The sequence below is a fragment of the Nostoc sp. genome, assembly GCF_036918015.1.
GTDB lineage: Bacteria > Cyanobacteriota > Cyanobacteriia > Cyanobacteriales > Nostocaceae > Nostoc.
The window spans coordinates 1-22,635 of sequence record NZ_JBALEO010000103.1 but is presented as its reverse complement, the minus strand read 5'-3'; the positions used below and the strand labels follow the sequence as shown (position 1 = coordinate 22,635).

Annotated in this window: 20 protein-coding genes and 1 pseudogene; 12 read left to right on the top strand and 9 right to left on the bottom strand. The window is 42.3% G+C overall.

Annotated features, from left to right (window positions below; genetic code table 11):
* Positions 1–47: 47 nt before the first annotated feature.
* The 4 genes from V7K61_RS33575 to V7K61_RS33560 all read right to left on the bottom strand — a co-directional run bounded on the left by V7K61_RS33575 (position 48) and on the right by V7K61_RS33560 (position 3,138).
* Positions 48–353 carry a type II toxin-antitoxin system RelE/ParE family toxin gene (locus V7K61_RS33575; protein ID WP_335060485.1) on the bottom strand — a complete coding sequence of 102 codons (306 nt, stop codon included), beginning with the start codon at positions 351–353 and terminating at the stop codon, positions 48–50.
* A gap of 2 nt (positions 354–355) precedes the next feature.
* The gene (locus V7K61_RS33570; protein WP_335060483.1) at positions 356–616 is read right to left on the bottom strand and encodes a type II toxin-antitoxin system ParD family antitoxin; all 261 of its coding nucleotides are present in this window, start codon (positions 614–616) and stop codon (positions 356–358) included.
* A 246-nt stretch (positions 617–862) separates the two neighbouring features.
* The gene (gene ccmS / locus V7K61_RS33565) at positions 863–1,291 is read right to left on the bottom strand and encodes a beta-carboxysome assembly chaperone CcmS (protein ID WP_335060481.1); all 429 of its coding nucleotides are present in this window, start codon (positions 1,289–1,291) and stop codon (positions 863–865) included.
* Positions 1,292–1,329: 38 nt separating this feature from the next.
* The gene (locus V7K61_RS33560; protein WP_335060479.1) at positions 1,330–3,138 is read right to left on the bottom strand and encodes an ABC transporter ATP-binding protein; all 1,809 of its coding nucleotides are present in this window, start codon (positions 3,136–3,138) and stop codon (positions 1,330–1,332) included.
* 231 nt (positions 3,139–3,369) lie between these two features.
* Here V7K61_RS33560 and V7K61_RS33555 point away from each other — a divergent pair, with 231 nt between their 5' ends.
* From V7K61_RS33555 to V7K61_RS33545, 3 genes are all read left to right on the top strand, one after another.
* Positions 3,370–4,218 carry a prohibitin family protein gene (locus V7K61_RS33555; protein ID WP_335060477.1) on the top strand — a complete coding sequence of 283 codons (849 nt, stop codon included), beginning with the start codon at positions 3,370–3,372 and terminating at the stop codon, positions 4,216–4,218.
* A 265-nt stretch (positions 4,219–4,483) separates the two neighbouring features.
* Positions 4,484–4,900: a DUF1824 family protein gene (locus V7K61_RS33550; protein WP_094352421.1), complete on the top strand. Its 417-nt coding sequence runs from the start codon at positions 4,484–4,486 to the stop codon at positions 4,898–4,900.
* A gap of 72 nt (positions 4,901–4,972) precedes the next feature.
* A complete protein-coding gene (locus V7K61_RS33545; RefSeq protein ID WP_335060475.1) occupies positions 4,973–6,901 on the top strand; it encodes an ABC-F family ATP-binding cassette domain-containing protein in 1,929 nt (642 codons plus the stop codon).
* A gap of 157 nt (positions 6,902–7,058) precedes the next feature.
* Here V7K61_RS33545 and V7K61_RS33540 read toward each other — a convergent pair whose 3' ends face one another.
* On the bottom strand, positions 7,059–7,262 hold the full coding sequence (locus V7K61_RS33540) for a hypothetical protein (RefSeq protein WP_335060473.1): 204 nt from the start codon (positions 7,260–7,262) through the stop codon (positions 7,059–7,061).
* Between the two features lie 168 nt (positions 7,263–7,430).
* Here V7K61_RS33540 and V7K61_RS33535 point away from each other — a divergent pair, with 168 nt between their 5' ends.
* The 7 genes from V7K61_RS33535 to V7K61_RS33505 all read left to right on the top strand — a co-directional run bounded on the left by V7K61_RS33535 (position 7,431) and on the right by V7K61_RS33505 (position 13,778).
* Positions 7,431–9,794, top strand: a complete 2,364-nt coding sequence (locus V7K61_RS33535; protein WP_335060471.1) for an NB-ARC domain-containing protein — start codon at positions 7,431–7,433, stop codon at positions 9,792–9,794.
* A gap of 115 nt (positions 9,795–9,909) precedes the next feature.
* The gene (locus V7K61_RS33530; RefSeq protein ID WP_335060469.1) at positions 9,910–10,056 is read left to right on the top strand and encodes a hypothetical protein; all 147 of its coding nucleotides are present in this window, start codon (positions 9,910–9,912) and stop codon (positions 10,054–10,056) included.
* 415 nt (positions 10,057–10,471) lie between these two features.
* Complete coding sequence (locus tag V7K61_RS33525; RefSeq protein ID WP_335060467.1) at positions 10,472–10,732, top strand: hypothetical protein; 261 nt, start codon at positions 10,472–10,474, stop codon at positions 10,730–10,732.
* 85 nt (positions 10,733–10,817) lie between these two features.
* Entirely contained in the window at positions 10,818–11,213 is a 396-nt protein-coding gene (locus V7K61_RS33520) for a hypothetical protein (RefSeq protein WP_335060462.1), read from the top strand.
* Between the two features lie 269 nt (positions 11,214–11,482).
* On the top strand, positions 11,483–12,241 hold the full coding sequence (locus tag V7K61_RS33515; RefSeq protein WP_335060626.1) for an ATP-binding cassette domain-containing protein: 759 nt from the start codon (positions 11,483–11,485) through the stop codon (positions 12,239–12,241).
* Positions 12,238–12,870, top strand: coding sequence for an ABC transporter permease (locus V7K61_RS33510; RefSeq protein WP_094352407.1), 633 nt, complete (start codon positions 12,238–12,240; stop codon positions 12,868–12,870). The genes V7K61_RS33515 and V7K61_RS33510 overlap by 4 nt, the downstream gene beginning before the upstream one ends.
* Positions 12,870–13,778, top strand: coding sequence for a glycine betaine ABC transporter substrate-binding protein (locus tag V7K61_RS33505; protein WP_334929451.1), 909 nt, complete (start codon positions 12,870–12,872; stop codon positions 13,776–13,778). Before V7K61_RS33510 ends, V7K61_RS33505 begins: the two co-directional genes overlap by 1 nt.
* Positions 13,779–13,987: 209 nt before the next feature.
* On the opposite strand, the gene V7K61_RS33500 is transcribed toward V7K61_RS33505, so the two are convergent.
* Together V7K61_RS33500 and V7K61_RS33495 are read right to left on the bottom strand one after the other, a co-directional pair.
* Positions 13,988–14,617: a Uma2 family endonuclease gene (locus V7K61_RS33500; protein WP_335060460.1), complete on the bottom strand. Its 630-nt coding sequence runs from the start codon at positions 14,615–14,617 to the stop codon at positions 13,988–13,990.
* 142 nt (positions 14,618–14,759) lie between these two features.
* Positions 14,760–17,726: a beta strand repeat-containing protein gene (locus tag V7K61_RS33495; RefSeq protein WP_335060458.1), complete on the bottom strand. Its 2,967-nt coding sequence runs from the start codon at positions 17,724–17,726 to the stop codon at positions 14,760–14,762.
* A 265-nt stretch (positions 17,727–17,991) separates the two neighbouring features.
* Between V7K61_RS33495 and ggt the strand changes: the two genes are divergently transcribed.
* The gene (gene ggt, locus V7K61_RS33490; protein ID WP_335060624.1) at positions 17,992–19,725 is read left to right on the top strand and encodes a gamma-glutamyltransferase; all 1,734 of its coding nucleotides are present in this window, start codon (positions 17,992–17,994) and stop codon (positions 19,723–19,725) included.
* Between the two features lie 47 nt (positions 19,726–19,772).
* Here the strand turns inward: ggt and V7K61_RS33485 are convergent, their stop codons facing one another.
* Together V7K61_RS33485 and V7K61_RS33480 are read right to left on the bottom strand one after the other, a co-directional pair.
* Positions 19,773–20,036, bottom strand: coding sequence for a hypothetical protein (locus tag V7K61_RS33485; RefSeq protein ID WP_335060456.1), 264 nt, complete (start codon positions 20,034–20,036; stop codon positions 19,773–19,775).
* 527 nt (positions 20,037–20,563) lie between these two features.
* Positions 20,564–21,163: a DUF1802 family protein gene (locus tag V7K61_RS33480; RefSeq protein WP_335060453.1), complete on the bottom strand. Its 600-nt coding sequence runs from the start codon at positions 21,161–21,163 to the stop codon at positions 20,564–20,566.
* Between the two features lie 79 nt (positions 21,164–21,242).
* On the opposite strand from V7K61_RS33480, the pseudogene V7K61_RS34280 reads away from it, so the two are divergent.
* Positions 21,243–21,456: pseudogene (locus V7K61_RS34280) on the top strand (aldo/keto reductase); the annotation flags it as partial.
* Positions 21,457–22,635 lie beyond the last annotated feature (1,179 nt).

The following is a 22,635-nucleotide window of genomic DNA, read 5'->3' as shown; positions in this document are numbered from 1 at the left end:
GAGATGAATATAATTGCGTTCGGTTTTGCCGTTGCTGGAGGCATCGCTTAGATGTCCTGACTCTCATGAAAAATATCTTCAAAATCTCGATATCCACTCAAAACCCTCTCCACTTGGATACCATTTTTAACTGGTCTGTAAAAAATGACTTGATTATCCACTAGCAAACTACGTAAATTAGGTGCTAGTTCCTCACGGCTACGCCCAAGTTCAGGAAAATCTGCTAACAAAAGACACTTTTCTTCAAAAGCATCAAGAAAACGACTAGCTGCACCTAAATTAAATCGGCTTATATAGTTTTTTATATTTTTTAAATCTTGCTTGGCAGCAGCACTCAAAATATATCTGCTCATGCTTAACTCTGCTGCGCTTGTTGAATTTCTTCTCGTAATTCTCTTAATACTTCTTCCCCGTCAAAGACATCACCGCGATCTGATTGTTCAATTCCAATAGCAATTTCTTTGCGGAGTTCTTCTAATCGCACTAAACGTTTCATCTCCCATTCCTCTAGCAGTTGCAAGGCAGCGCAAACTACTTCAGAAGCAGATGAATACCTACCTTGCTTAACTGTTGATTGGATAAACTGCTCTAGTTCTGGAGTTAAAGATATATTCATAATATGGAAGATAATATTTTCATCAACATGACTACATTTTACTACGGCGATCGCTCTGCTTTAGATTGTAAACCGAGAGGCGATCGCCTGTGAGGGTTGAGGCATTCTTCAGCTAGATGAATAGAACGCTTGAAATTTGCAAACAAGCAGGTTTACTGCCTAACTTTAATTAAGGTAATCCCTAAACCCACAGAGGTAGAGTATTTTCTCCGCGTACCTCTGCGCTTCCCTCCGCGTCCCTTTGCGTTAAAAAACAATCTCCTCCCTCATCCTCTCCTCCAACACATCCAACAACCCATCCACATCCTTCCCAACTTCCTCAAAACAAATCGGTGGTGCAGGTTCCGATGCAAACTGAATTAACTTAATTTCCCCCTTCCCAATCCCAATCATCACAACTTCCACATCCGGCTTGTGATTCTCCACAATCCCCAAAATTTCTTGCAGCCGATTTTCAACTCTAATATTTAAATTCTCTATCTGTTCTTTCGGACAATAAACAAAATGCGGCGTTGGTTGCAAATCAATACCAACAGTACCCTGACTGTCACCATTTGCTAACCACAATCCCCAAAACAGCGCCGCCAACTCTTGCTGATTTGCTTTGACAAACTTATCCAACTGGCGACGCCACTTAGTATCACCTGATTCTGGTTGACTATTACCAAAAAACATAAATAATTCGTAATGAAGACACAGACAATAGGCGAAACTTATCTCAAACCTGACTGTACACGCCAGAGGCCGGAATAAATCCCGTCTTTCTCCAGCAATTGCTCATGGGTTCCCGACTCTACTAATTTTCCATGTTCCATGACATAAATGCAATCGGCATTGCGGATGGTAGAAAGACGATGAGCGATCGCAATTGTAGTTCTATCTACTGTAATCCGTTCTAGCGATCGCTGGATTGCCGCTTCTGTCTCATTATCCACCGCCGAGGTAGCTTCATCTAAAATCAGAATAGGCGGATTCTTTAAGACTGCCCGTGCGATCGCAATCCGTTGTCTTTGTCCACCAGATAACTTTTGTCCTCTTTCCCCCACAATTGTCTCATAACCTTCGGGCAATTCAACAATAAATTCGTGTGCCTCGGCTATCTTCGCCGCCGTGATGATTTCTTGTTCTGTAGTTTCAAAGCTACCATAGGCAATATTCTCCGCTACAGTGCCATGAAATAGAAACACATCTTGACTCACCAAACCGATGCAGCGCCGTAAATCTTTTAAATTCAAACTTTGCAAGTCAATACCATCCACAGTAATGCTTCCAGCTTGCACCTCATACAACCGCAACAAAAGTTTGACTAAAGTGCTTTTACCAGAACCGGTAGAACCGACAATTGCAATGGTTTTCCCCGCCGGAATATCCAAAGATAGATTTTTAATCACTGGAAATCTATCTTTATAGGCAAAATAAACATTGTTAAATTGCACTTCACCGCGTACTTCATTCACAGGTAAAGCTACATCACCTGTATGAATAGCAATAGGAGTATCTAATAAATTCATGACTCGATTAGTAGAAGCCATTGCCCTTTGATATTGGTCAAATGTTTCGCCTAATCTAGTTAAAGGCCACAGCAATCGTTGAATTAAAAACACTAATACGCTGTAAGTACCAACAGACATTGCTCCAGAAACCGCTGCCATCCCGCCATACAAAAGTAATGCCGTGAACCCCACCAAAATCAGCATCCGAATTAACGGCACAAAAGCAGCAGAAAGAGTAATTGCTTTAGAATTACTGTGGCGATAAGCGTCACTATCTAATTCCAAACGAGAGGCTTCATAAGCTTCAGATGTGAAGCTTTTAATAGTAGTAATTCCGCTGATATTGTTTGACAACCGCGAATTGAGAAAACCCACCTTTTCGCGGACATCAGCATAGCGAGGCGCAAGTAGTCGTTGGTAAGCAAAAGAACCCCAGAGGATAAATGGCATCGGTGACAAAGCCATCCACGCTACACTAGGAGCCAGAATAAAGAAAGCAGCGCCAATAATTAGAACAGTTGCAGAAACTTGGATAATATCATTCGCTCCTCCATCCAAAAACCGCTCTAACTGGTTAATATCATCACTGAGGATAGACATTAAACCGCCAGTGCTGCGTTCTTCAAAATAAGCCAATTCCAACTCTTGCAAATGTTTGTATGCATCCAAACGCAAGTCATGCTGAATATTCTGAGCCAAATTCCGCCAAAGTCGAGCGTAGGCGTACTCAAAAACCGATTCAAGTATCCAAATGATGACAGTCAGGAAGGAAATAATCAAAAATTGTTGAAAGACATCCCGCACCCCTAACTGTGCAATTATGGAATCCTGTTGCTTAACTACCACATCCACCGCCACGCCAATTAAGCCGGGTGGTGCCAAGTCGAAAAATTTATTGAGGGTAGAATAAGTAGTCGCCAGCCAAATTTGTTTACGATACTGGTGTCCATACTCAAGCAAACGCTGGAGAGGATGCGCTGAATGTTTACGCCTTTTTGATGCCCGATGAGATTTTAATACAGTAGCCACGGCTTTTTGCGATTTCGTGTGACTGATATTACCACGGAACAAAGTCTTGAGTCCTAAGTCCTGAGTCTGAAGATTGATTCAGACAGACTAGTGAGAAACTAGTAACTGAGTTTATTCAAGGACTGGGGAGCAGGGGAGCAGGGGAGCAGAGGAGCAGGGGGAGAATAAGAAATGACAAATGACAAATGACAAATGACAAATGACAAATAACTAAATATTGGAGAAAGGAATTTGAAAAATCAGCAATTTGGTAATTGGCAAACCACAGTTTTGGGAATTGTGTTAGCAATACTAGTGATTATTGGGCTAAATTCCTTTATCATTATTAACCCAGGACAAGCAGGAGTAATTAGCATCTTGGGTAAAGCGAGAGATGGCGCTTTATTGGAAGGTATCCACGTGAAACCGCCTTTTATCACTGTGATAGATGTGTATGATTTAACAGTGCAAAAATTTGAAGTCCCAGCGGAGAGTTCCACTAAAGATTTGCAAAATTTATCTGCGAGATTTGCAATTAACTTTCGCCTCGATCCGATAAAGGTAGTTGAAGTTAGAAGGAAGCAAGGAACATTAGAGAATATTGTCTCAAAAATCATTGCTCCTCAGACACAAGAAGCATTTAAAATTGCCGCAGCTAGAAGAACAGTAGAAGAAGCAATTACGAAACGAAGTGAATTGAAAGAAGACTTCGATCAAGCGTTAGGCGATCGCTTAGACAAATATGGGATAATTGTATTAGATACTAGCGTAGTTGATTTAGCATTCTCACCAGAATTTGCCAGAGCAGTTGAAGAAAAGCAAATTGCTGAACAACGGGCACAAAGAGCCGTTTACGTAGCACGGGAAGCTGAACAAGAAGCACAAGCAGACATTAATCGTGCCAAAGGTAGGGCAGAAGCTCAAAGACTCTTAGCAGAGACACTCAAAGCCCAAGGAGGACAGTTAGTTCTGCAAAAAGAAGCCATTGAAGCTTGGAAGAGTGGCGGCGCTCAGATGCCCAAAGTCCTGGTTATGGGTGGTGACTCCAAAAACGGCGTACCCTTTATATTCAACCTTGGGAATGTCCAAAATCAACCGTAAAAGGGAAGTGGGCATGAGAGAACAAGGTCTAAAATTATGGAATTTGCTCTGACCTCAGACAAATTCTACAATACATTGGACTATTTCCAATTCAAAACCTAAAATCCAAAATGGTATAAGTTGGTCTAGTACAGGTTGGTGTAAATAAACCTACTATTTCATTACAGCCAGAAAGCCCGAAATTAAAGCCTTTTGACTTCCGCCTTGCGGTACTAGTCCCAACTCAAACACCACAGAAAAACCAACAAGACAATAATCGAAGTTTATGTCAACCCCCAATCCTCAGAATCTCACCGCCGAAGAAGCGAAAAAATTACTGAACAAATTCAACTGTCTAGACATTGCCCCTATCCTCAACTCATCAGAAAAAGTAGTAATTCGTAATGCCTTAATTTTGCTCGCCAAGCTTACTGATTACCAAATTTTAGGAATTTGTGCTGATACAGCAGAAGAAGGAATATTGGCGATGAAAACCTATTCTCTGGCTTTGGGTTATGAACCACCAAATAATTTACTGACACCTGAAGGCCCAGTTTATATCAAATTAAATGGTAAAAATGGCTTGTGTTATCTTGATTCCTATGATGGACATCATCGTGGTGTATTAGTATCTTGCCAGTCTTATGACGAAGATGGAATCAACGAAATGTATGGACACCTTCCCTTGGACTTATTTGTATAGAATTTTGCGAATGTAGGTAAGGTATTTGCCTTACCTACTCACTAATGAAAAATAATTAATGACTTCAATCTTATGAGTATTATTACACTACAATCAGTAAAAAAAGACTTTGGTATCAAGGAAATTTTAAAAGATGCAAGCTTTAGCCTTGATGCTACCGATAAAGTTGGATTAATTGGTACTAATGGTTCCGGGAAATCAACTCTATTAAAAATGATCGCCGGTTTGGAATCCATTGATAGCGGTCAAATTTTAATTAACTCCGGTTCTAAAATCATCTACTTACCGCAGCAGCCAGATTTAGATGAAAATCACACAGTTTTAGAGCAAGTTTTCGCTGACAGTGGCGAACATACAGCTTTAGTACGCGAGTATGAAGAACTTTCTGATAAATTGGTTCACTATCCAGATGATAGTCAACTGATGTCTCGCCTTTCTGTGGTGATGCAACGGATGGATACGAGTGGTGCTTGGGAACTAGAAACTAATGCCAAAATCATCCTGACAAAATTAGGAATTTCTGATTTTGATGCCAAGATAAGTACTTTATCTGGAGGCTATCGCAAGCGCATTGCTTTAGCATCAGCTTTGCTATCAGAACCAGATGCTTTGCTCATGGATGAGCCAACAAACCATCTTGATGCTCTTTCTGTAGAATGGTTACAAAGTTATTTAAATCGCTATCGCGGCGCATTGTTTTTGATTACCCACGATCGCTACTTTCTAGATCGCGTTACCAACCGGATCGTGGAAATTGACCGAGGCGACATTTACACCTATACAGGTAACTACTCATATTACCTCGAAAAGAAAGCTTTATCTGAAGAATCTGCTGTAAGTAGTCAACGCAAACACCAAGGCTTGTTGCGGCGCGAGTTGGAATGGCTCAAAAAAGGGCCTAAAGCCAGAAGTACCAAGCAAAAAGCGAGAATTGACCGCGCTCACGCTCTGCGGGATACTGAATTTAAAGAAGTTCAAGGTAAAGTTGATATTTCGACAGTTGGTCGTCGCATTGGTAAAAAAGTTATTGAATTAGATAACGTTTCTAAGTCATACAATGGACGCACCCTGATTAATAATTTCACCTACGAATTTAGTCCAGAAGACCGCATCGGCATTATTGGCGCTAACGGTGCTGGTAAATCGACTTTAATGGATATCATTACCGGACGGGTTAAGCCAGATTCCGGCATTGCAGAAATTGGTACTACAGTTCACATCGGTTATTTTGACCAGCATTCGGAAGAATTGCTCACTGCATTGAATGAAAGTCAGCGCGTGATTGACTACATCAAAGAAGAAGGAGAATTTGTCAAAATTACCGATGGAACTCAAATTAGTGCTTCGCAAATGTTGGAGCGGTTTTTGTTTCCTGGTAATCAACAGTATGCCCCAATTAGTAAACTTTCCGGTGGTGAAAAACGCCGTTTATTTCTGTTGCGGGTTTTGATGGGTGCGCCCAATGTCTTAATTTTAGATGAACCGACAAACGATTTAGATGTTCAGACATTGGCAGTATTAGAGGATTATTTAGAAGATTTTGCCGGGTGTGTAATTGTAGTTTCTCACGATCGCTACTTTCTCGATCGCACCATCGACACAGTATTTTCCTTTGAGGAAGGCGGTAATCTGCGGCAATATCCAGGTAATTACTCGATTTATCTGGACTACAAGAAGGCTGAAGAGGCACAGCTACAGGCTGCGATCGCTAAGGAGAAGCCTAAAAATGCCGAAGTTCAAAATGGTGCGGCTTCACCCAAGGAGGTAGAGAATACCAAGCGGCGGAGATTATCCAATTGGGAGAAAAAAGAATTTGAGCAGTTGGAAGGTAAGATTGCCGAGTTAGAGGCTGAGAAAGCGGAAACCGAGAAAACACTAGCGAATGTCTCACCAGGTAATTATAGTGAAGTGCAGAAATTGTACGATCATGTGGAAAAACTCAAGCACGCGATCGATGTGGCGACTGAACGCTGGTTAGAATTGGCTGAAATGGAGTCTTGATTTCTTAACGTGACGTGAATTAAGACAGGAGACGCGATGAATCGCCGTCTCTACAAAAGACTGATTGTAGAGACGGCGATTTATCGCGTCTTTATGATGATTTATTCAGCGTAGGTGCGTTACGGCGTTCCGTTAACACACCTAGCACTTCATCGTTTTACTTTTGAGAATCGGTTTCCTCCTTTTTATCCTGCAAGCTGCGAATTTTAACCAGCACTGAAATATATTGTTGAGTCATCCAAATCAACGCCTCAATGGATGATTTACCTTGGTCAATCTGGCTTTTAGCTTGGAAACCAATCAAGACTAGTTGCATTGCCAGCAACAAAGCAATAATTTTACCGAGAACATCTTTTGACATTTGTTTCTACCCCAAAGAGTTGATAGATACAGGTTCTCTTTGGGGTTGTGTCCCTAAGCAAATACCCCAATGTCGCTGAAAATGCCTTAGAATCTGGATTACATGAGTTTGGGGTAGTAGTTTCAATCTGGGGTAGCCCCAAACTTCTTACTCAATTTTTTGGATGTAATGCCACGAATTACCTATGGGCCTCAGATTCAAAAGCGAGTCAAGCGTCTGTTAGAGGCATTGCTTTGTTTTGTCGATGGGGAATTTGAGGATAGTAACTTTAAAATTGAGTCCGACTGGAAAGAAGCAGACAGTGCTAACCCCAAGCTGACTGTGCAGACTACGTTAGTCGTGTTGGAGTTGCTGACGCAAAAAGACAAATATCCTGGCAAGTTAACTAAACCGCAAATTCGAGAAGCGCTGAATTTGCTGAAGGATTTTTTGAAGATTCTGGAAGATAACCGTCTGCAAACCAAGGGTGTTGAGGAATGGCACTTTACACTCAAGCTATGGTCAAGAGATAGGGAAAGGAACTTAAAACGGTTTGATGAGGCTTGGGAAAGTAGTAGACCAGAGAAATCAAAATTAAATAACCCCTCTCCAAACCTCTCCCCCACAGGGAGAGAGGCTTTGAATTTTCCCCATTCCTTTGTAGGGAAGGGGGTTAGGGGGTTAGGTCACACAAGTATATTTCAAGCGCCACCTTTACCGACATACTTTGTAGAACGCCCAGAGTACAGCGATGATTTAAAGACTCGTCTTTTAAATGGTTCATCGTCTGATAGTCGCACTTTGGTAATTACTGCGATTCACGGTTTGGGTTCGGTGGGCAAATCTACTTTAGCTGCGGCTTTAGCCCATGATGCAGAAATACAATCTCGTTTTTGTGATGGCATTCTTTGGGCAACATTAGGTCAACAACCCAATGTGCTGGCTTTACTTAGTGGCTGGGTGCAAGCATTAGGAGACTATAGCTTTAAACCTACAAGTGTTGAAGCAACTTCCTTGCATTTGCGGACTCTGCTTTATGACAAGGCTGTGTTGCTGGTGGTGGATGATGCTTGGAATACCAAAGATGCACAAGCGTTTAATTTTGGTGGGGCGCGTTGTCAAGTTTTAGTAACTACTCGTGAAGGTCACATTGCCGATGCCTTAGCAGCCAACACCTACAGCCTGGATATAATGAAACCAGACCAGGCAATGGAATTGCTGACGAAGAAATTAAGACGCGAGATTACAGGCACAGAACGTCACTCAGCAGAAAATTTAGCCAAAGGCGTTGGTTATCTTCCCCTAGCATTGGAACTTGCAGCCGCCGAAGTTGCCTGTGGTACGACTTGGAATGAACTGTTGGCGGATATTCAGCAAGAAGTAGCCAGATTAACAAGTTTTGACCGACCGGAAGCCGAAGAAATTACTGATGAGGCTAGTTTAAAACGCCTGAGTTTAACGGCATCATTAAATTTGAGTGTCAAGAGAATGCCACCAGAAAAGCAGCAGCATTTCTCTTGGTTAGGGGTATTGCCGGAGGATGTCAACATTAATAAGATGATGGCGGCAACGCTGTGGCAGATGGATAAGCGTGATGCTGCCAAGATGTTGCAATATTTACGGAATAAAGCATTGCTATTAACAGGAGTACCGCTTGCTGATGGTATGCCTACCTATCGCTTACATGACTTATTCCACGATTTAGCGTGTAATTTGTTAACTGCTCCCTCTGAGCCAAAGCGCCCAGGAGATTTGGCTGGGTTGGGTTTAAACCTTGCTGATGTTCACGTTGCTTTTTTAAAGAAGTATCGGCAGAAAACCCAGAATGGTTTATGGCATACTTTACTCGATGATCGTTACATTCATCAGTATTTAGTTTGGCATTTGGAAAAGGCTGGACAGTTAGAAGATATTCACCAGTTATTGCGGGAAGAGTCTGCAACTGGAAGCAATGGCTGGTATGAAGTGCGGGAGAAACTGGGGGAAACTGCGGGTTACATCACAGATATTTCTCGTGCTTGGGAACTAGTAGAGGCGAATTGCACTGAATCAATGCCGCAAATTGTGGGTTGGCAGTGTCGCTATGCTTTGATTACTGCCTCTCTTAATAGTTTGGCGGCTAATTTACCAGTAGAACTGCTAGTGGCGTTGTTCAAAAACAATGTGTGGACTGCTGAACAAGGACTAGCTTACGTCCTGCAAAAACCAAAGCCAGAGGAGAAAGTCAACTCGCTGACAAAGCTAGTCAACTATTTGCCACTAAATCTTCAAGAATTAGCACTGCAAAAAGCCCTTGCTGCTGCCAGGGCGATTCAGTCTGAGTCTGATCGTGCCAAAGCCTTGAGTGCCTTAGCTGACAATTTGTCGCAAATGCAAGCTGCCAAACTTTTTTCCCTTTGGAAAGATACTCTTCATGAGTTATCCCTTCGCACTCGCCGTAATTTGCTGCAAGATATCAAAGCGTTATTTCCAGTTATCTTTTCATTAGGTGGTGAAGCAGCAACAGCAGAAATTGCTCGTGCAATTGTGGATGTGGCGCGATGGTGGAAATAATTTGTAATTTGTAATTCGTAATTCGTAATTTAAGAGAGTTAGATTTAACTTGCATCTGTAGCCTGATTTTGGTCAATTGGTATAAGGGGATGCAGGATCTATAGTTTTAAGTGAAGTGCGATCGCCTTTTACAGCTACTCAACCATCAATCAGGTATCGAATTTACAAACTCTCTCTGGTGTCCATGAGTTGGCGATCGCAGTTTGTAGAAAGGCGATCGCCTATATTGGTCTTTTTTACAGAATACTATGCGATCGCTTAGGGAATTCCAAGAAATAAATTATCCAATATTGTGGGGCGAGACGCCATTGGTGTCAAGTTAAGCTATAAATGGCTTCTCGCTTGGTTTGAGTACCCGTCGGAAACTGAAGTTCCCGCCTAATAGCTAAAGTCTACTGAAGTAGACTCAAGATTTTTTGGGGATATTTAGTCATCTTTAGATGACTTCGGCTATGAGCCAGGAATTTCAATTCCTGGTGGACGTGCAGTTTCACGTTAAGTTGACACCAATGGCGAGACGCCCACCCCACAAGAGTTTATTGAATATTTTTTTATTTGGAAGTCCGTTAAAAAAGTTTTGCCTACGCAGGAATATTCATTAACAAGCCATTTTGCGTTTATGCACTCCCTAACTTACGGGAGCCGCTACAGAACTTACGGGAGCCGCTACAGAACTTATGGGAGCAGCTACAGAACTTATGGGAGCAGCTACAGAACTTATGGGAGCAGCTACAGAACTTACGGGAGTAGCTACAGAACTTACGGGAGCAGCTACAGAACTTATGGGAGCAGCTACAGAACTTATGGGAGCAGCTACAGAACTTATGGGAGCCGCTACAGAACTTACGGGAGCCGCTACAGAACTTATGGGAGCTTATAAATACCAAAATATAGTAATTAAGCTCCGAAAAATTACTGTTATCAATCCAAAATTTTAGTAAAAAAAATTGCGAGTTTTACTGAACCGGAACGCAGTTTAATTGAGGCAAGCTAGCTCTAGGAGCATCTTAAAGGAGTAATTTTATGTCTCGTAAAAAACGCACATCCCGTACTTTAGAAAAAGCTCAGTTAAGATCGGCTGGGCTAAAATCAATTGTTCCAAGCGTCAAATTTGATGAAGATTATAGTCTAGAAAAATTAGTTGAGTCAATCGATCAGTTACGCAGCAAAATTGATGTTTATAATACTGCTCTGTCTGTAGTTGACTCTTCTAAAACTGAAATTGAAGAGATGGAAAAAAACTTGAGTCAGCTTTCTGAGAAAATGTTGATGGTGGTTGCAATCAAGTACGGCAAAGACAGCCGCGAATATGAGATGGCAGGTGGTGTTCGCTATAGCGATCGCATCCGCAAAATCAGATCGAGCCGCTTGAAAAATGTTGCAGAACAAGCATCTGATGAAAATGCTAAAACTGCATAAAATGCAGGATAAGGCAAGAGACGCGGTAAATCGCGTCTTTGAGAAATCCGGGAGAAATTGTTTCTTTAGAGGTTGTTTGAAAAGTCTAAATTATTACTTGCCCTTCTAAGGCGCTCTTACTGGGGCGGAGTACAACAGTTTTCCCCCTTGCTCCCTGCTCCCCTGCCTCTTTTGACCATTCAGACTAATTTTAGGAAAAGCAAATGGGCGTTAGCACCCTAGCAAAATCAGCACATAATACAATAGCTAGCGTCCCCCAAAAGCCACTCATGCCGCAAAATAACCAAACCGCCATCGAATTCCGCGATGTCACTTTTAGCCGCAACCATCGCCCATTAGTGTCAAATCTCAACTTCACCATCCGTCAAGGAGAAGCACTGGTATTACTTGGGCGCAGTGGTAGCGGCAAAACCACAACAATGAAGTTAATTAATCGCCTATTTACACCTACACAAGGCGAAGTTTTATTTGATGGCATTCCCACAACTCAATGGGATGAAATTAAACTGCGGCGAAAAATTGGTTACGTCATTCAAGAAATTGGTTTATTTCCCCATTTCACTGTCGAACGCAATGTTGGTTTAGTCCCTTCTTTGGAAGGCTGGCAACCAAAACAAATTAAAATGCGGGTTTATGAACTGTTGCAATTGGTAGGCTTAGAACCAGCACAATTCGCCACACGTTACCCGCACGAACTTTCGGGAGGACAAAGGCAAAGAGTCGGTGTAGCCAGGGCTTTAGCAGCAGATCCGCCAGTGTTGTTGATGGATGAACCCTTTGGCGCACTCGATCCAATTACGCGCCTCGAACTGCAACAAGAGTTTCGGCATTTGCAGCAAGAGTTAGGCAAAACAGTTGTTTTCGTCACCCACGATATTCAAGAAGCCTTAGTTTTGGCATCGAGAATTGGTTTAATGTATGGCGGAGAATTGGTAGTATTGGGGACGAGAGATGAATTTATGCGATCGCAACATCCAGAAAGCCTCGCTTTTCTGCAATGTCTGCGTTCCCTGCAAGATACTTTATGAAAAATTTCTTCTTGGTTAAGTATGCCCCAGAAATTCTTCAGCATACACTCGAACATCTATTTTTAGTAGGCATCGCGATCGGAATTGCCATCCTTGTAGGCATTCCATTAGGTATTTTAATTACACGTAAAACCTATCTCCGCCAACCAATTCTCGGTATAGCAAATATTCTCCAAACTATACCCAGCTTGGCGCTATTTGGCTTACTCATTCCTGTTCCGATAATTGGCGGAATTGGTGCAGTACCAGCAATTGTTGCCCTGACTGTATATTCCTTACTGCCGATAATTCGTAACACTTACACAGGTATTACTAGCGTCGATCCAGCAATTCGGGAAGCTGGGAGAGGTATGGGAATGACAGATAGACAATTGTTATTGCAAGTTGAGATACCCTTGGCGATGGGAGTAATTTTGGCAGGTGTGCGAGTCGCAACAGTAATCGCCATTGGTATTGCAACTATTGCCGCCGCAATTGGGGCTGGTGGTTTGGGAGTATTTATTTTTCGCGGTATATCAGTAGTAAACGATCAGTTAATTTTAGCTGGTGCAGTTCCGGCGGCAGTAATTGCATTATTAGCTGACTTTGCAATTGGCTGGATGGAGAATAAATTAAAAATTAAAAGTTAATGAAAAGATTTTTCACGCTTTGCTTTTTAAGTTTTGCCTTGTTATTGGTAATTGTTGGCTGTACGCCGAATTTAAATAGTAATAACGGTGGTAATATTATTGTTGCTTCCAAAGATTTTACCGAACAAGATATTTTAGGTGAACTGTTAGCACAGCAAATTGAAGCCACAACTAATTTAAAAGTAGCTCGTCGTCCCCGTTTGGGTGGTTCTTTTGTTTGTCATAGTGCTATTACTGCTGGCAAAATCGATGCTTATATTGAGTACACAGGCACATCTTTTACTGCAATTTTGAAGCAAAAAGCAGTTAACGATCCCAAAGAAGTTTATGAGAAGTTAAAACAAGCATACTCCCAGCAGTTCAATTTGGAAGTGATGCCCAGCTTAGGTTTTGAAAACACTTTTGCGATGATTGTCCGGGGTGAAGATGCCAGACGCTACAATATTCAAACTCTCTCCCAAGCTACTCAATATACACCGCAGTGGCGTGGCGGTTTTGGTTACGAATTTTTAGAAAGAGAAGATGGTTTTCCCGGATTAGCGAAAACTTACGATTTACGTTTTGCTAAATCTCCGCAAATTATGGACTTGGGTTTAATATATCGTGCTTTGATTCAAAAACAAGTGGATATGGTGGCGGGTAATTCCACTGACGGACAAATTTCTCGCTTGGGTTTAGTTGTACTCAAGGATGATAAACATTATTTTCCACCTTACGAAACAGTGCCTATTGTCCGACAAGAAATATTAAAAAAATATCCCGAATTAAGAACAGCGATCGCTTCCCTGGCTGGAAAGATTTCGGCAGATGAAATGCGACAGTTAAACTATTTAGTTGAAGGGGAATTACGTGATGTTAAAGATGTTGTCCAGGAGTTTCGCAAATCGAAGGGATTAAATAATTCGTAATTCGTAATTCGTAATTAAGAGTTAGTGTAATGTACCGAAAACCAGAAATGGTGCGTTACGGCTTCCGTAAAACACCCTACTGGCGTGACAAGACTAAAATGCTGCAATAAATTTTATTGTGGGGTGGGCATCTTGCCCGCCAATTAGGACGGGCTAGAAGCCCATCCCACAAGAGTTTGCTAATGCACAAATTTAGTCTTGACACGCCACTACTGTTGTCCATGCAAAAAATTCTTTAACCACCTAATTACTTCACTTGTTGTTTGCTCATTGGCCATTTGGAGGCATTGCTGCACAATTTCTCTGACGTTAGGGAAGTAGTTGCTTTCTGTAAGCACATAACTTTCTCCCTGCAATCGATAAATTAATAACCGATTACTCTTTAATATCCAAACTTCTGGCACTCGATAAGGCAAGAAATCATTAATATCGGTGTAGCTTGTCACATCTATTTCAATTGCTAAATCTGGTGGTGGATCTGACTCCCAATCAATTCTTTTTTTGCCTACTACTGCTCTGCAATTTTCAATGTAAAAGCAAAAGTCTGGTTCAATACCGCTAATCTCTGGCAAGCTCATGGTAATGGGCGTAAATGACTCGTATATGCGGTTTAAATGATCCAGCAAAACCTTAGCAATATCTGCCAACAAACTCGCATCTCTTCCATGCTCTGGTAGCGGTGCCATCAGCAAAATTTCTCCTCTGCGATATTTAATGCGAGGCGAGGAGCGATCGCCTAGTTGCTGACTCAATACTTGATAGTCTTTCCAGTCTCCCAAAAGCTTCAACACCGCGCCAGGTGGTAACTCGATTCTTTCTGGTGTAATTACGGTATCCATAATTAGCTCACATTTTAGATATTGGCGTAGACGGGTTGGCGTAGCCTCTGTCTGCGACACGCTGCGCGTTCGCGTAAGCGTCCCGCAGGGAACGTAGAGAAGTGGCTTGTCGCCAGACATCGCATTACATCGAGGATAACGATTAAACAACCACAAAATTGTTGTTCGTTAGTGACAACCCAGCAGATAATGTTGTAAATTGCACCTGAGCAAATTGTACTTGAGTAAATTCGCCTGCACTACCATCTTGGTCAAAGAACAATGCACCTGTAGTGGAGTTATAAATAAATCGCTGGCTGCTAGTGGTTGCAGATTCTCCAAGTGTAAACTGACTTGCCTTAAGTACACCTGCTGATAAACCGCCACCAAAACCACCAGCTGACACCTGAATTAATTCATTAGGTTCATTAACAGCACCGAAGTCACGTATCAGATCGAGACCTTCATCGAAACTACTGAAAACAAAGGTATCAGTACCACCTTCCCCAAAGAGCCGATCATTACCCTTGCCACCGATGATGATAGCATCGCCAAAGCCACCTCTAAGGGTATCATCACCATTGCCACCTTTGAGGGTGTTATTACTTGAGGAATAAGAGGCTATCAAGGAATCATTACCATCGCCCCCATCTAATAGATTATCGCCTGTTGAACCGGAAACATCCAATGTATCGTCACCAACACCACCGTTAAGGGTGTTTTGACCATCTGAGTCAGATGAGACAGAGAGAAAATCATTACCATCGCCCCCATCTAAGAGGTTATCGCCCAATGAACCGGAAATATTCAATATATCGTTACCAACACCACCGTTGAGGGTATTATCGCCAGATACGCTACCCTCAACGTAATTTCCGAATTCGTCCGAACTCAAGGCCTGTAAAGAATCATTGCCACTGCCTCCATTGAGGAGGTGATTCCCTGTTGAAAGACTAATATCCAAGAAATCTTCACCAGCGCCGCCATCTATTGTGTCGTTACCATTGCCTGACCGGAGCGTATCATTACCATTGCTTCCCACAAGATAATCATCGTAGTCTGTACCTGTGATATTTAATTGTTCGATATTTTTGTAGCTAAACACTGTTGTGTCCGCCGTCGAAGAAATTACTGCAATGTTAGTAATCGCATCAAAAGTTGAAGTAATTCCCGTGGTAGCACTGCTATAACTGAAAGACAAGGTGTCATTACCTGTTCCCCCGTCTACTGTTTGAGTTACTAACGTAGATAGGGAGTAGAAATTTAAAGAATCATCGCCATTCCCGCCATTGAGGGTGTTATTGTCGATGCCACCATTGAGAGTATCATTGCCATCGCCACCGTTGAGAGTATTATTGCCATTGCCACCCCTCAAAATATCATTGCCACTTAAGCCTTCAATAATGTCATCACCCCCTTGACCATTGATGACATCATTTGAATTGTCAAATCCACTAACATTGTTGGATAAATCGTTTAGGAAGGTGACTGTATTTTTTTTAAAGACAGTGCTTTGGGTGAAGTTGGGATCGAAGACATCAAAGCTGTCGGTGATGGTAGTTTGCCCATAAAACAGAATATTGCCTAAATCTACAGTGGCTCCTGTAGATTTGGTGAGGTTATCAAGGTTGGACAGGGCAAAGTTTTCCAGGATGAATCTGGTATCACCATATCCTTGAAAGCTGATTTCTAAACTTGTGCCATTCTGGGTGAGAAGCAAATTGTCGGCAGTAAAGCCAATGTTGTCCTGGAATATCAGAGTATCCAGTTCGGCTATGACTGCTGCTGTGGGGTTTATTCCTTTACCTACTCCACCGAAATCGGCGATCGTATGAGTGCCAGTATTAATCGGGTCTGTGCTTATTTCGCCAATCGTGTTTCTGACTAAGCCTTTGTAAACAAATTTATCTTTACCACCGCCGCCTGTGAGGCTATCATCGCCATTACCGCCTGTAAGACTATCATCGCCATTACCACCGTTGAGGGTGTTATTACCAGTGCCACCAGAGGCTGTTAGAGTATCATTGCCATCGCCCCCAGAGAGGAGGTTCTTGCCAGATGAGCGAGTGTTGTAGTAGTTGTCAGTATATTGATAAAGATAGCCAGAGGCTGTCAGAAAATCATTGCCATCGCCTCCAAAAAGCAGGTTATCGCCTGATGAACCACTAGCATTTAAAGTATCATCACCAGCACCACCGTTGAGGGTGTTATCGCCATCTGAGTAAGAGTTAGACGATGTGTACTCCGCACTCCTTCCACTCCCAGAGATGGAGAGAGAATCATTGCCATCGCCCCCATCTAAGAGGTTATTGCCGAATGAACCGCTAGCATTTAAAGAGTCGTCACCAGCACCACCGTTGAGGGTATTATCGCCTAAAGAGCGATCGTCGACTTGTCCGAACTCGGAGTAGTACTCATAGCTGCCAGAGGCTGTCAGGGAATCATTGCCATCGCTACCATTAAGCAGATTATTGCCTGAAGGGAATTCAGCATCCAAAAAGTCGTCACCAACACCACCATTGAGGGTATTATTGCCCGCACCACCTCTCAAAAGGTCATTGCCACTTAAGCCTTCAATAATGTCATCACCCCCTTGACCATTGATGACATCATTTGAATTATCAAATCCACTAACATTGTTGGATAGGTCGTTTAGGAAGGTGACTGTGTTTTTTTTAAACACAGTGCTTTGGGTGGAGTTAGCATTGAAGACATCAAAGCTGTCAGTGATGGTAGTTTGCCCATAAAACAGAATATTGCCCAAATCTACAGTGGCTCCAGTGGATTTGGTAAGGTTATCCAGGTTTTCTAGGACAAAGTTTTCCAAAATGATTTTGCGAAAAGTAAACCCTTGAAAGCTGATTTCCAGATTGTTGCCATTCTGCGTGAGGAGCAAGTTTTGGGCAGAACTATAGCTCTGGAGATTTAGGGTATCCGCTTCGGCAATGACTGCTGCTATGGGGTTTGTACCTTTACCTACTCCAGTAAAATCGGTGATCATCTGAATGTAGTTGTAGGCTGAGTTCTCGTCGTAAATAAATATATCGTTGCCACCGCCACCAGTTAGGCTGTCGTAGTAATAAGCCCCCCGTAGGGTATCGTTACCGTTGGTTCCAATGGTAATTGCCATAAGTTTTTCCTACCTGAATCGATTTTTGGAGTAACTTTAGTTGTCAATAATCGAGTTAGTGCTGTTTGAACAGCACAAATAATGTGCCAAAAGTTGCAGCTTTCGGGATACTTTATTCAGTCTAACGATACCTACGACGGCAAGCTAGGCAAACAATGGTAATCAAAATCTGATAAGTTAAGTACACCGAGATGCTAAAGATGTATAAAATTTTATGAGAAATGGTATAAAAAAGCTTGCTGTTGCTAAACCTAAGCAAGTTGCGATGCCTGCGGCGGGCGTAGCCATCGCAATCTTTTCTTTCACCGTCTTGCTTTACAGCCAAGTTGCATCAGCAGCCTTAACTTTACCCCTACGTAGCAAGAAGGGGATGGTGGTATCAGCCCATCCCCTAGCAAGTGAAGCGGGAATTTTGATGTTACGCAAAGGGGGTAATGCCGTGGATGCAGCTGTAGCCACAACCTTTGCACTTTCTGTAGTTGAGCCTTTTTCAGCCGGAATCGGTGGCGGCGGATTTTTATTGATGCACTCTGAGAAAACTGGCGACATGAAAGCGCTAGATTTCCGGGAACGCGCACCCCTGAAAGCTACAAGAAATATGTATCTAGATGCACAAGGAAAGGTGCGTCCCAATGCAAGTATTAATGGTTATTTGGCAGTAGCGACACCAGGAACGGTAGCAGGACTTTATGAAGTGCATCGTCGCTATGGTAAGCTTTCTTGGCAAGAGGTAATGAAACCTGCGATCGCACTCGCTAAAGATGGCTTTGTTCTTGGCAATATGCTAACCCAGAGGCTCAACCAGCGCCAGGAAGCAATTCTCAATAATCCCGCAGCGCGAGAAATTTTCACTCGCAATGGTGAATTTTATCAACCAAGGGAAAAACTTGTGCAGCGTGATTTGGCACGCACTTTAACAGCAATTGCCGAAAATCCCCAAAGTTTTTACACCGGAAGTATTGCTCGGGCGATCGCTTCTGATATGGTAAAAAATGGTGGTTTAATTTCTCTCGAAGACCTGAAAGCCTACAAACCAATCTGGCGCACTCCCGTTTGTGGCAACTTCCGCAAAGCTAAAATTTGCTCAATGCCACCACCATCATCAGGAGGCGTTCACCTATTGCAGATTTTAAATATTATCGGTGACACCGATTTGAAATCTTTGGGATGGCATCATCCAGACGCGATACATTTAATGGTAGAGGCAATGAAGATTGCTTACAGCGATCGCTCAAAATATTTAGGCGATCCTGATTTTGTCAAAGTCCCTGTACAAGAACTTCTCAGTCCAGCTTACGCCAAAAAACGCCGTCAAGAAATTAATATGCAAATGGCTCGACCCTCCACCGAAGTCAAGCCAGGAGATTTAAATTCAAAATGTCTGCGTCTTCCCTCATCCCCTTGTCTTCCCCATGAATCTCTCCAAACCACTCATCTGAATGTTGTGGATGAAGAACACAACGCCGTCAGTCTGACTTTCACCATTAATCTCAATTTTGGTGCTGGTGTGGTGACACCAGCAACTGGAATTGTTCTCAACAATGAGATGGATGATTTTGCCGCTGCGCCAGGAGTGCCTAATGCTTTTGGTTTGGTTGGTAACGATGCCAACAGCATTGCACCTCGCAAAACTCCTCTATCCAGCATGACTCCCACAATTGTCACAGAAAATGGTCATTTTCGGATGGCAGTAGGCGCACCTGGTGGTAGCACCATCATCACCCAGGTTTTGCAAGTAATCCTGAATGTGCTGGAATACAACATGGATGTTGGTGCGGCTGTTTCTGTTCCACGCATACATCATCAATGGCTGCCAGATGAGTTGCGCGTTGAATCCTGGAGCTTGGATGCTTTGACTTTGCAAGACTTACGACGGCGGGGGCACAAAATTAAGGAAACTATTCCTTGGGGTAATGGTAACGCGATCGCTGTTACATCTGATGGAACTTTAGAAGGAGCCACCGATCCTCGCGGTGAAGGTTCCCCCAGAGGTTTGTGAGGAAGACACAGGGACGCAAAAAATAACTAATGAAAAATGACAAATGACTATTGATTTTGAATTGTTGACTCTGCGTAGCTGCTGCTACCAAACTCGTTTGCCCGTGCGCTAGGTACTAGTGTCCAACCTGCTTTTAAAAGTTTTTGATAAGTTGCCCAACCTTTAGAACCACCTGGTATTTGATAATCTGGGACTGCAAAATGTCCAAAAGCTGTGTAAGGACGCCAGGATTGATTGGCTTCTGTCTGCAAATACAAAATTTTCTCTCCGTCGCCACCAGACTTAGACAACCAGCACATTTGTCGATGCATTGCAAACTCCTTTGCTTTTAGCTAATGGTGCATAATAGCTGATCTTTGTCAAGGTAATTATCATCCTTGGGGATAATCTTTGCCTAATACTTTAGACAAAATGTAATTAAGTTCTATCCACTACGGGATAATTGCTTAACAACTCATAGCCTGGAAGACAGCTGCTAAAGGGACATAAAGATAAACAGCTTTGCCTCACCTTGTTTATTAGGTGAGATTTTTCCCATGTTATCCGCGTTTTTTGCGATCGTGTGTAACAATAACTACTGTTTTGACTGAGGCTTGCAATCAGACTATTTGTTTTTCTGCTTACACATATAAGCGCAGGTTTTAGAAGTTAGTTATAAAGCAATACGCTTGGGTTACAAAAAATTGTAGCCACAGAAATGTTAGCTTTCGTTCCTTAACCAAACCTGATATTAGAGTATAAATAAAATTAACTGTAGGGTGGAATAGCACTTACTTAAGCTAGATTTAGATACCCGATTTCTTCAAGAAATCGGGTATCTAGACAGCAATTTCGGTTATTAGAAGGATGGAGCATACAACTTATCGCCGACAATCTGGCGAATTGTCTCTACTAGTTGGCTGTATGCAAAGTTAGATAAAACTGGTTGTGCTGTTTCCAAGTGAATCGATCGATCTAAATCAATCCATGACTTGCAGCCAGCGTATTTGGCGTAATAGGGAATTTCTAGCTCTTGCGATAGTTTATATGTCCGCAGAAGCAGAATATAAAGGGGTTGACGTGCTTTCCATTTGAGGCGATCGCTAATAAAATGCTCGTTCCAAATATGGAAGGGAAGTAAGGTGTTGACAATAGACTCGTCACTCACTGGCAAAATATCTGTAATTTCAGCCCAACTGCCAATGCGAACTGTTTCAGGATGCCAGCCTGATGTTACAGGATAGACACTATTGGCGTATTCAGCTTTCAGCATGAAAGCTTGTTGATGTTCATAAGTAGGGTAAAGCAGAATTTGCTTGTGGGCAACTTGAAAATGTCCATGTCGTTCGTGGATACCGCCCTTGCGGAGCAACATAATTGTTTTGCCACTTTCCAAGGCATTTATGGCAACTGCCCATTCTTTGAGAGCATGAAAAGTTGTAGTCAATTCCATCGGCATCTACTGTAACTCTGATTTAATTTGAAGCTAAGACTGAGAAAGTATGAACCTGTCCAAGGTAATGAATTAGGAAGCAGTTGTGGAAAAGCGAACGCTAGGTACAAGTGAAGTCAAAATCACACCCATCCTCAATGGGAACTTGGCAAGCTGGTAAAAGAATGTGGGTGGGAATTGAGGATGCTGACTCGATTAAAACTATTCGAGCCGCTTATGAAGCTGGGATTACGACAATTGATACTGCTGAAGTATATGGTGAAGGACACTCAGAGCGAATTGTCGCTGAAGCTTTTAGCCCTTCTTCATAATTGTACCCTTGCTCAGTTAGCTTTAGCCTGGTTAATTGCTCAACCTCAAACAAATGCGTAGACGCATCTTAGCGGCTTGTCGCTAGACATCGCTGGAGGGCGTTATCCCGAACAAGCACGAGACAACGCTATTATCCGCCCAAATCAAGCTTTCCGCCGCCCAAATAGCAGAAATTGATGCCATTGGACGTATTGTCGCTGACCATCTGGATGACAATCAGATTATGTGGGATTGATGACAATGCAGTTTGGTTACTATGCTTAATCTATCCAAGATCCCTATAACTTTCTTCAAAAGAGAGCTGGGGATCAAATTTATGGCTGGAGATTGCAAAATCTAACAAAACGTCAACTTTCGTAAACCAAGGGTTGCAACTCACAAATTAAGTGATAATTTAAATAGTAGGACACCAAACAAAATATGAACCAAACAAAAAGGGTCAATGACTTAGTGTCCCCTTGTCATCAGCCCAAGCAAATTTCAGCATATCAAATGTGATAGAAGTGGCAAAAAGCCTAATGTAAAAGGCAAAGCCAAATCCTAAAGCGGAAAAACGCAAGAATGCTGAGTTTGTTAGTTTTTCAGTCCACCCTAGTTATTAACTTTCAGCTAGTTAATTAGTTTAAAATTTGAAATCTGTAAACTCGATAAAACCTGGTCAACCTCGACCAGGTTTTTGGTATTTTATTGTAATATGATTTTCTCGATACGGCAGGGATTAACTGTGGGGTTTTGTTGGGTTGAGCGACACATAAACCCAACAAAGTCTCGATCATTTTGGGTTATCCTACGGGAAGCCCCTTTGGGTCTACGTTCCTCAACCAAACCTACATCAGTATAATTTTTAGTCTTAACTGAACTGTATTGAAGCGTACTGGACTCTAGCTAATTTTCCAGCAGAAAGCATAAGCACTTTAGATATCAAGGCTTTTCTAGCTTCTGTCTATAAATCTACTCATTTGCTACTCATCTAAAGCATTTTACCCCAGACTTTAAAGATTTTAGCAGGCTATTATACTGCTAAAATGCTACTTATTTTCGTAGCGATCGCAGGCTTAGACCAAAGGATCAGCCAAGTGACAAAACTTAATTTTTGTAACTATAATTATGACCAATCAAAAAAAAGAAAAAAATACTCTTTTTTGGGTAAGTATAGGTGCTTTGAT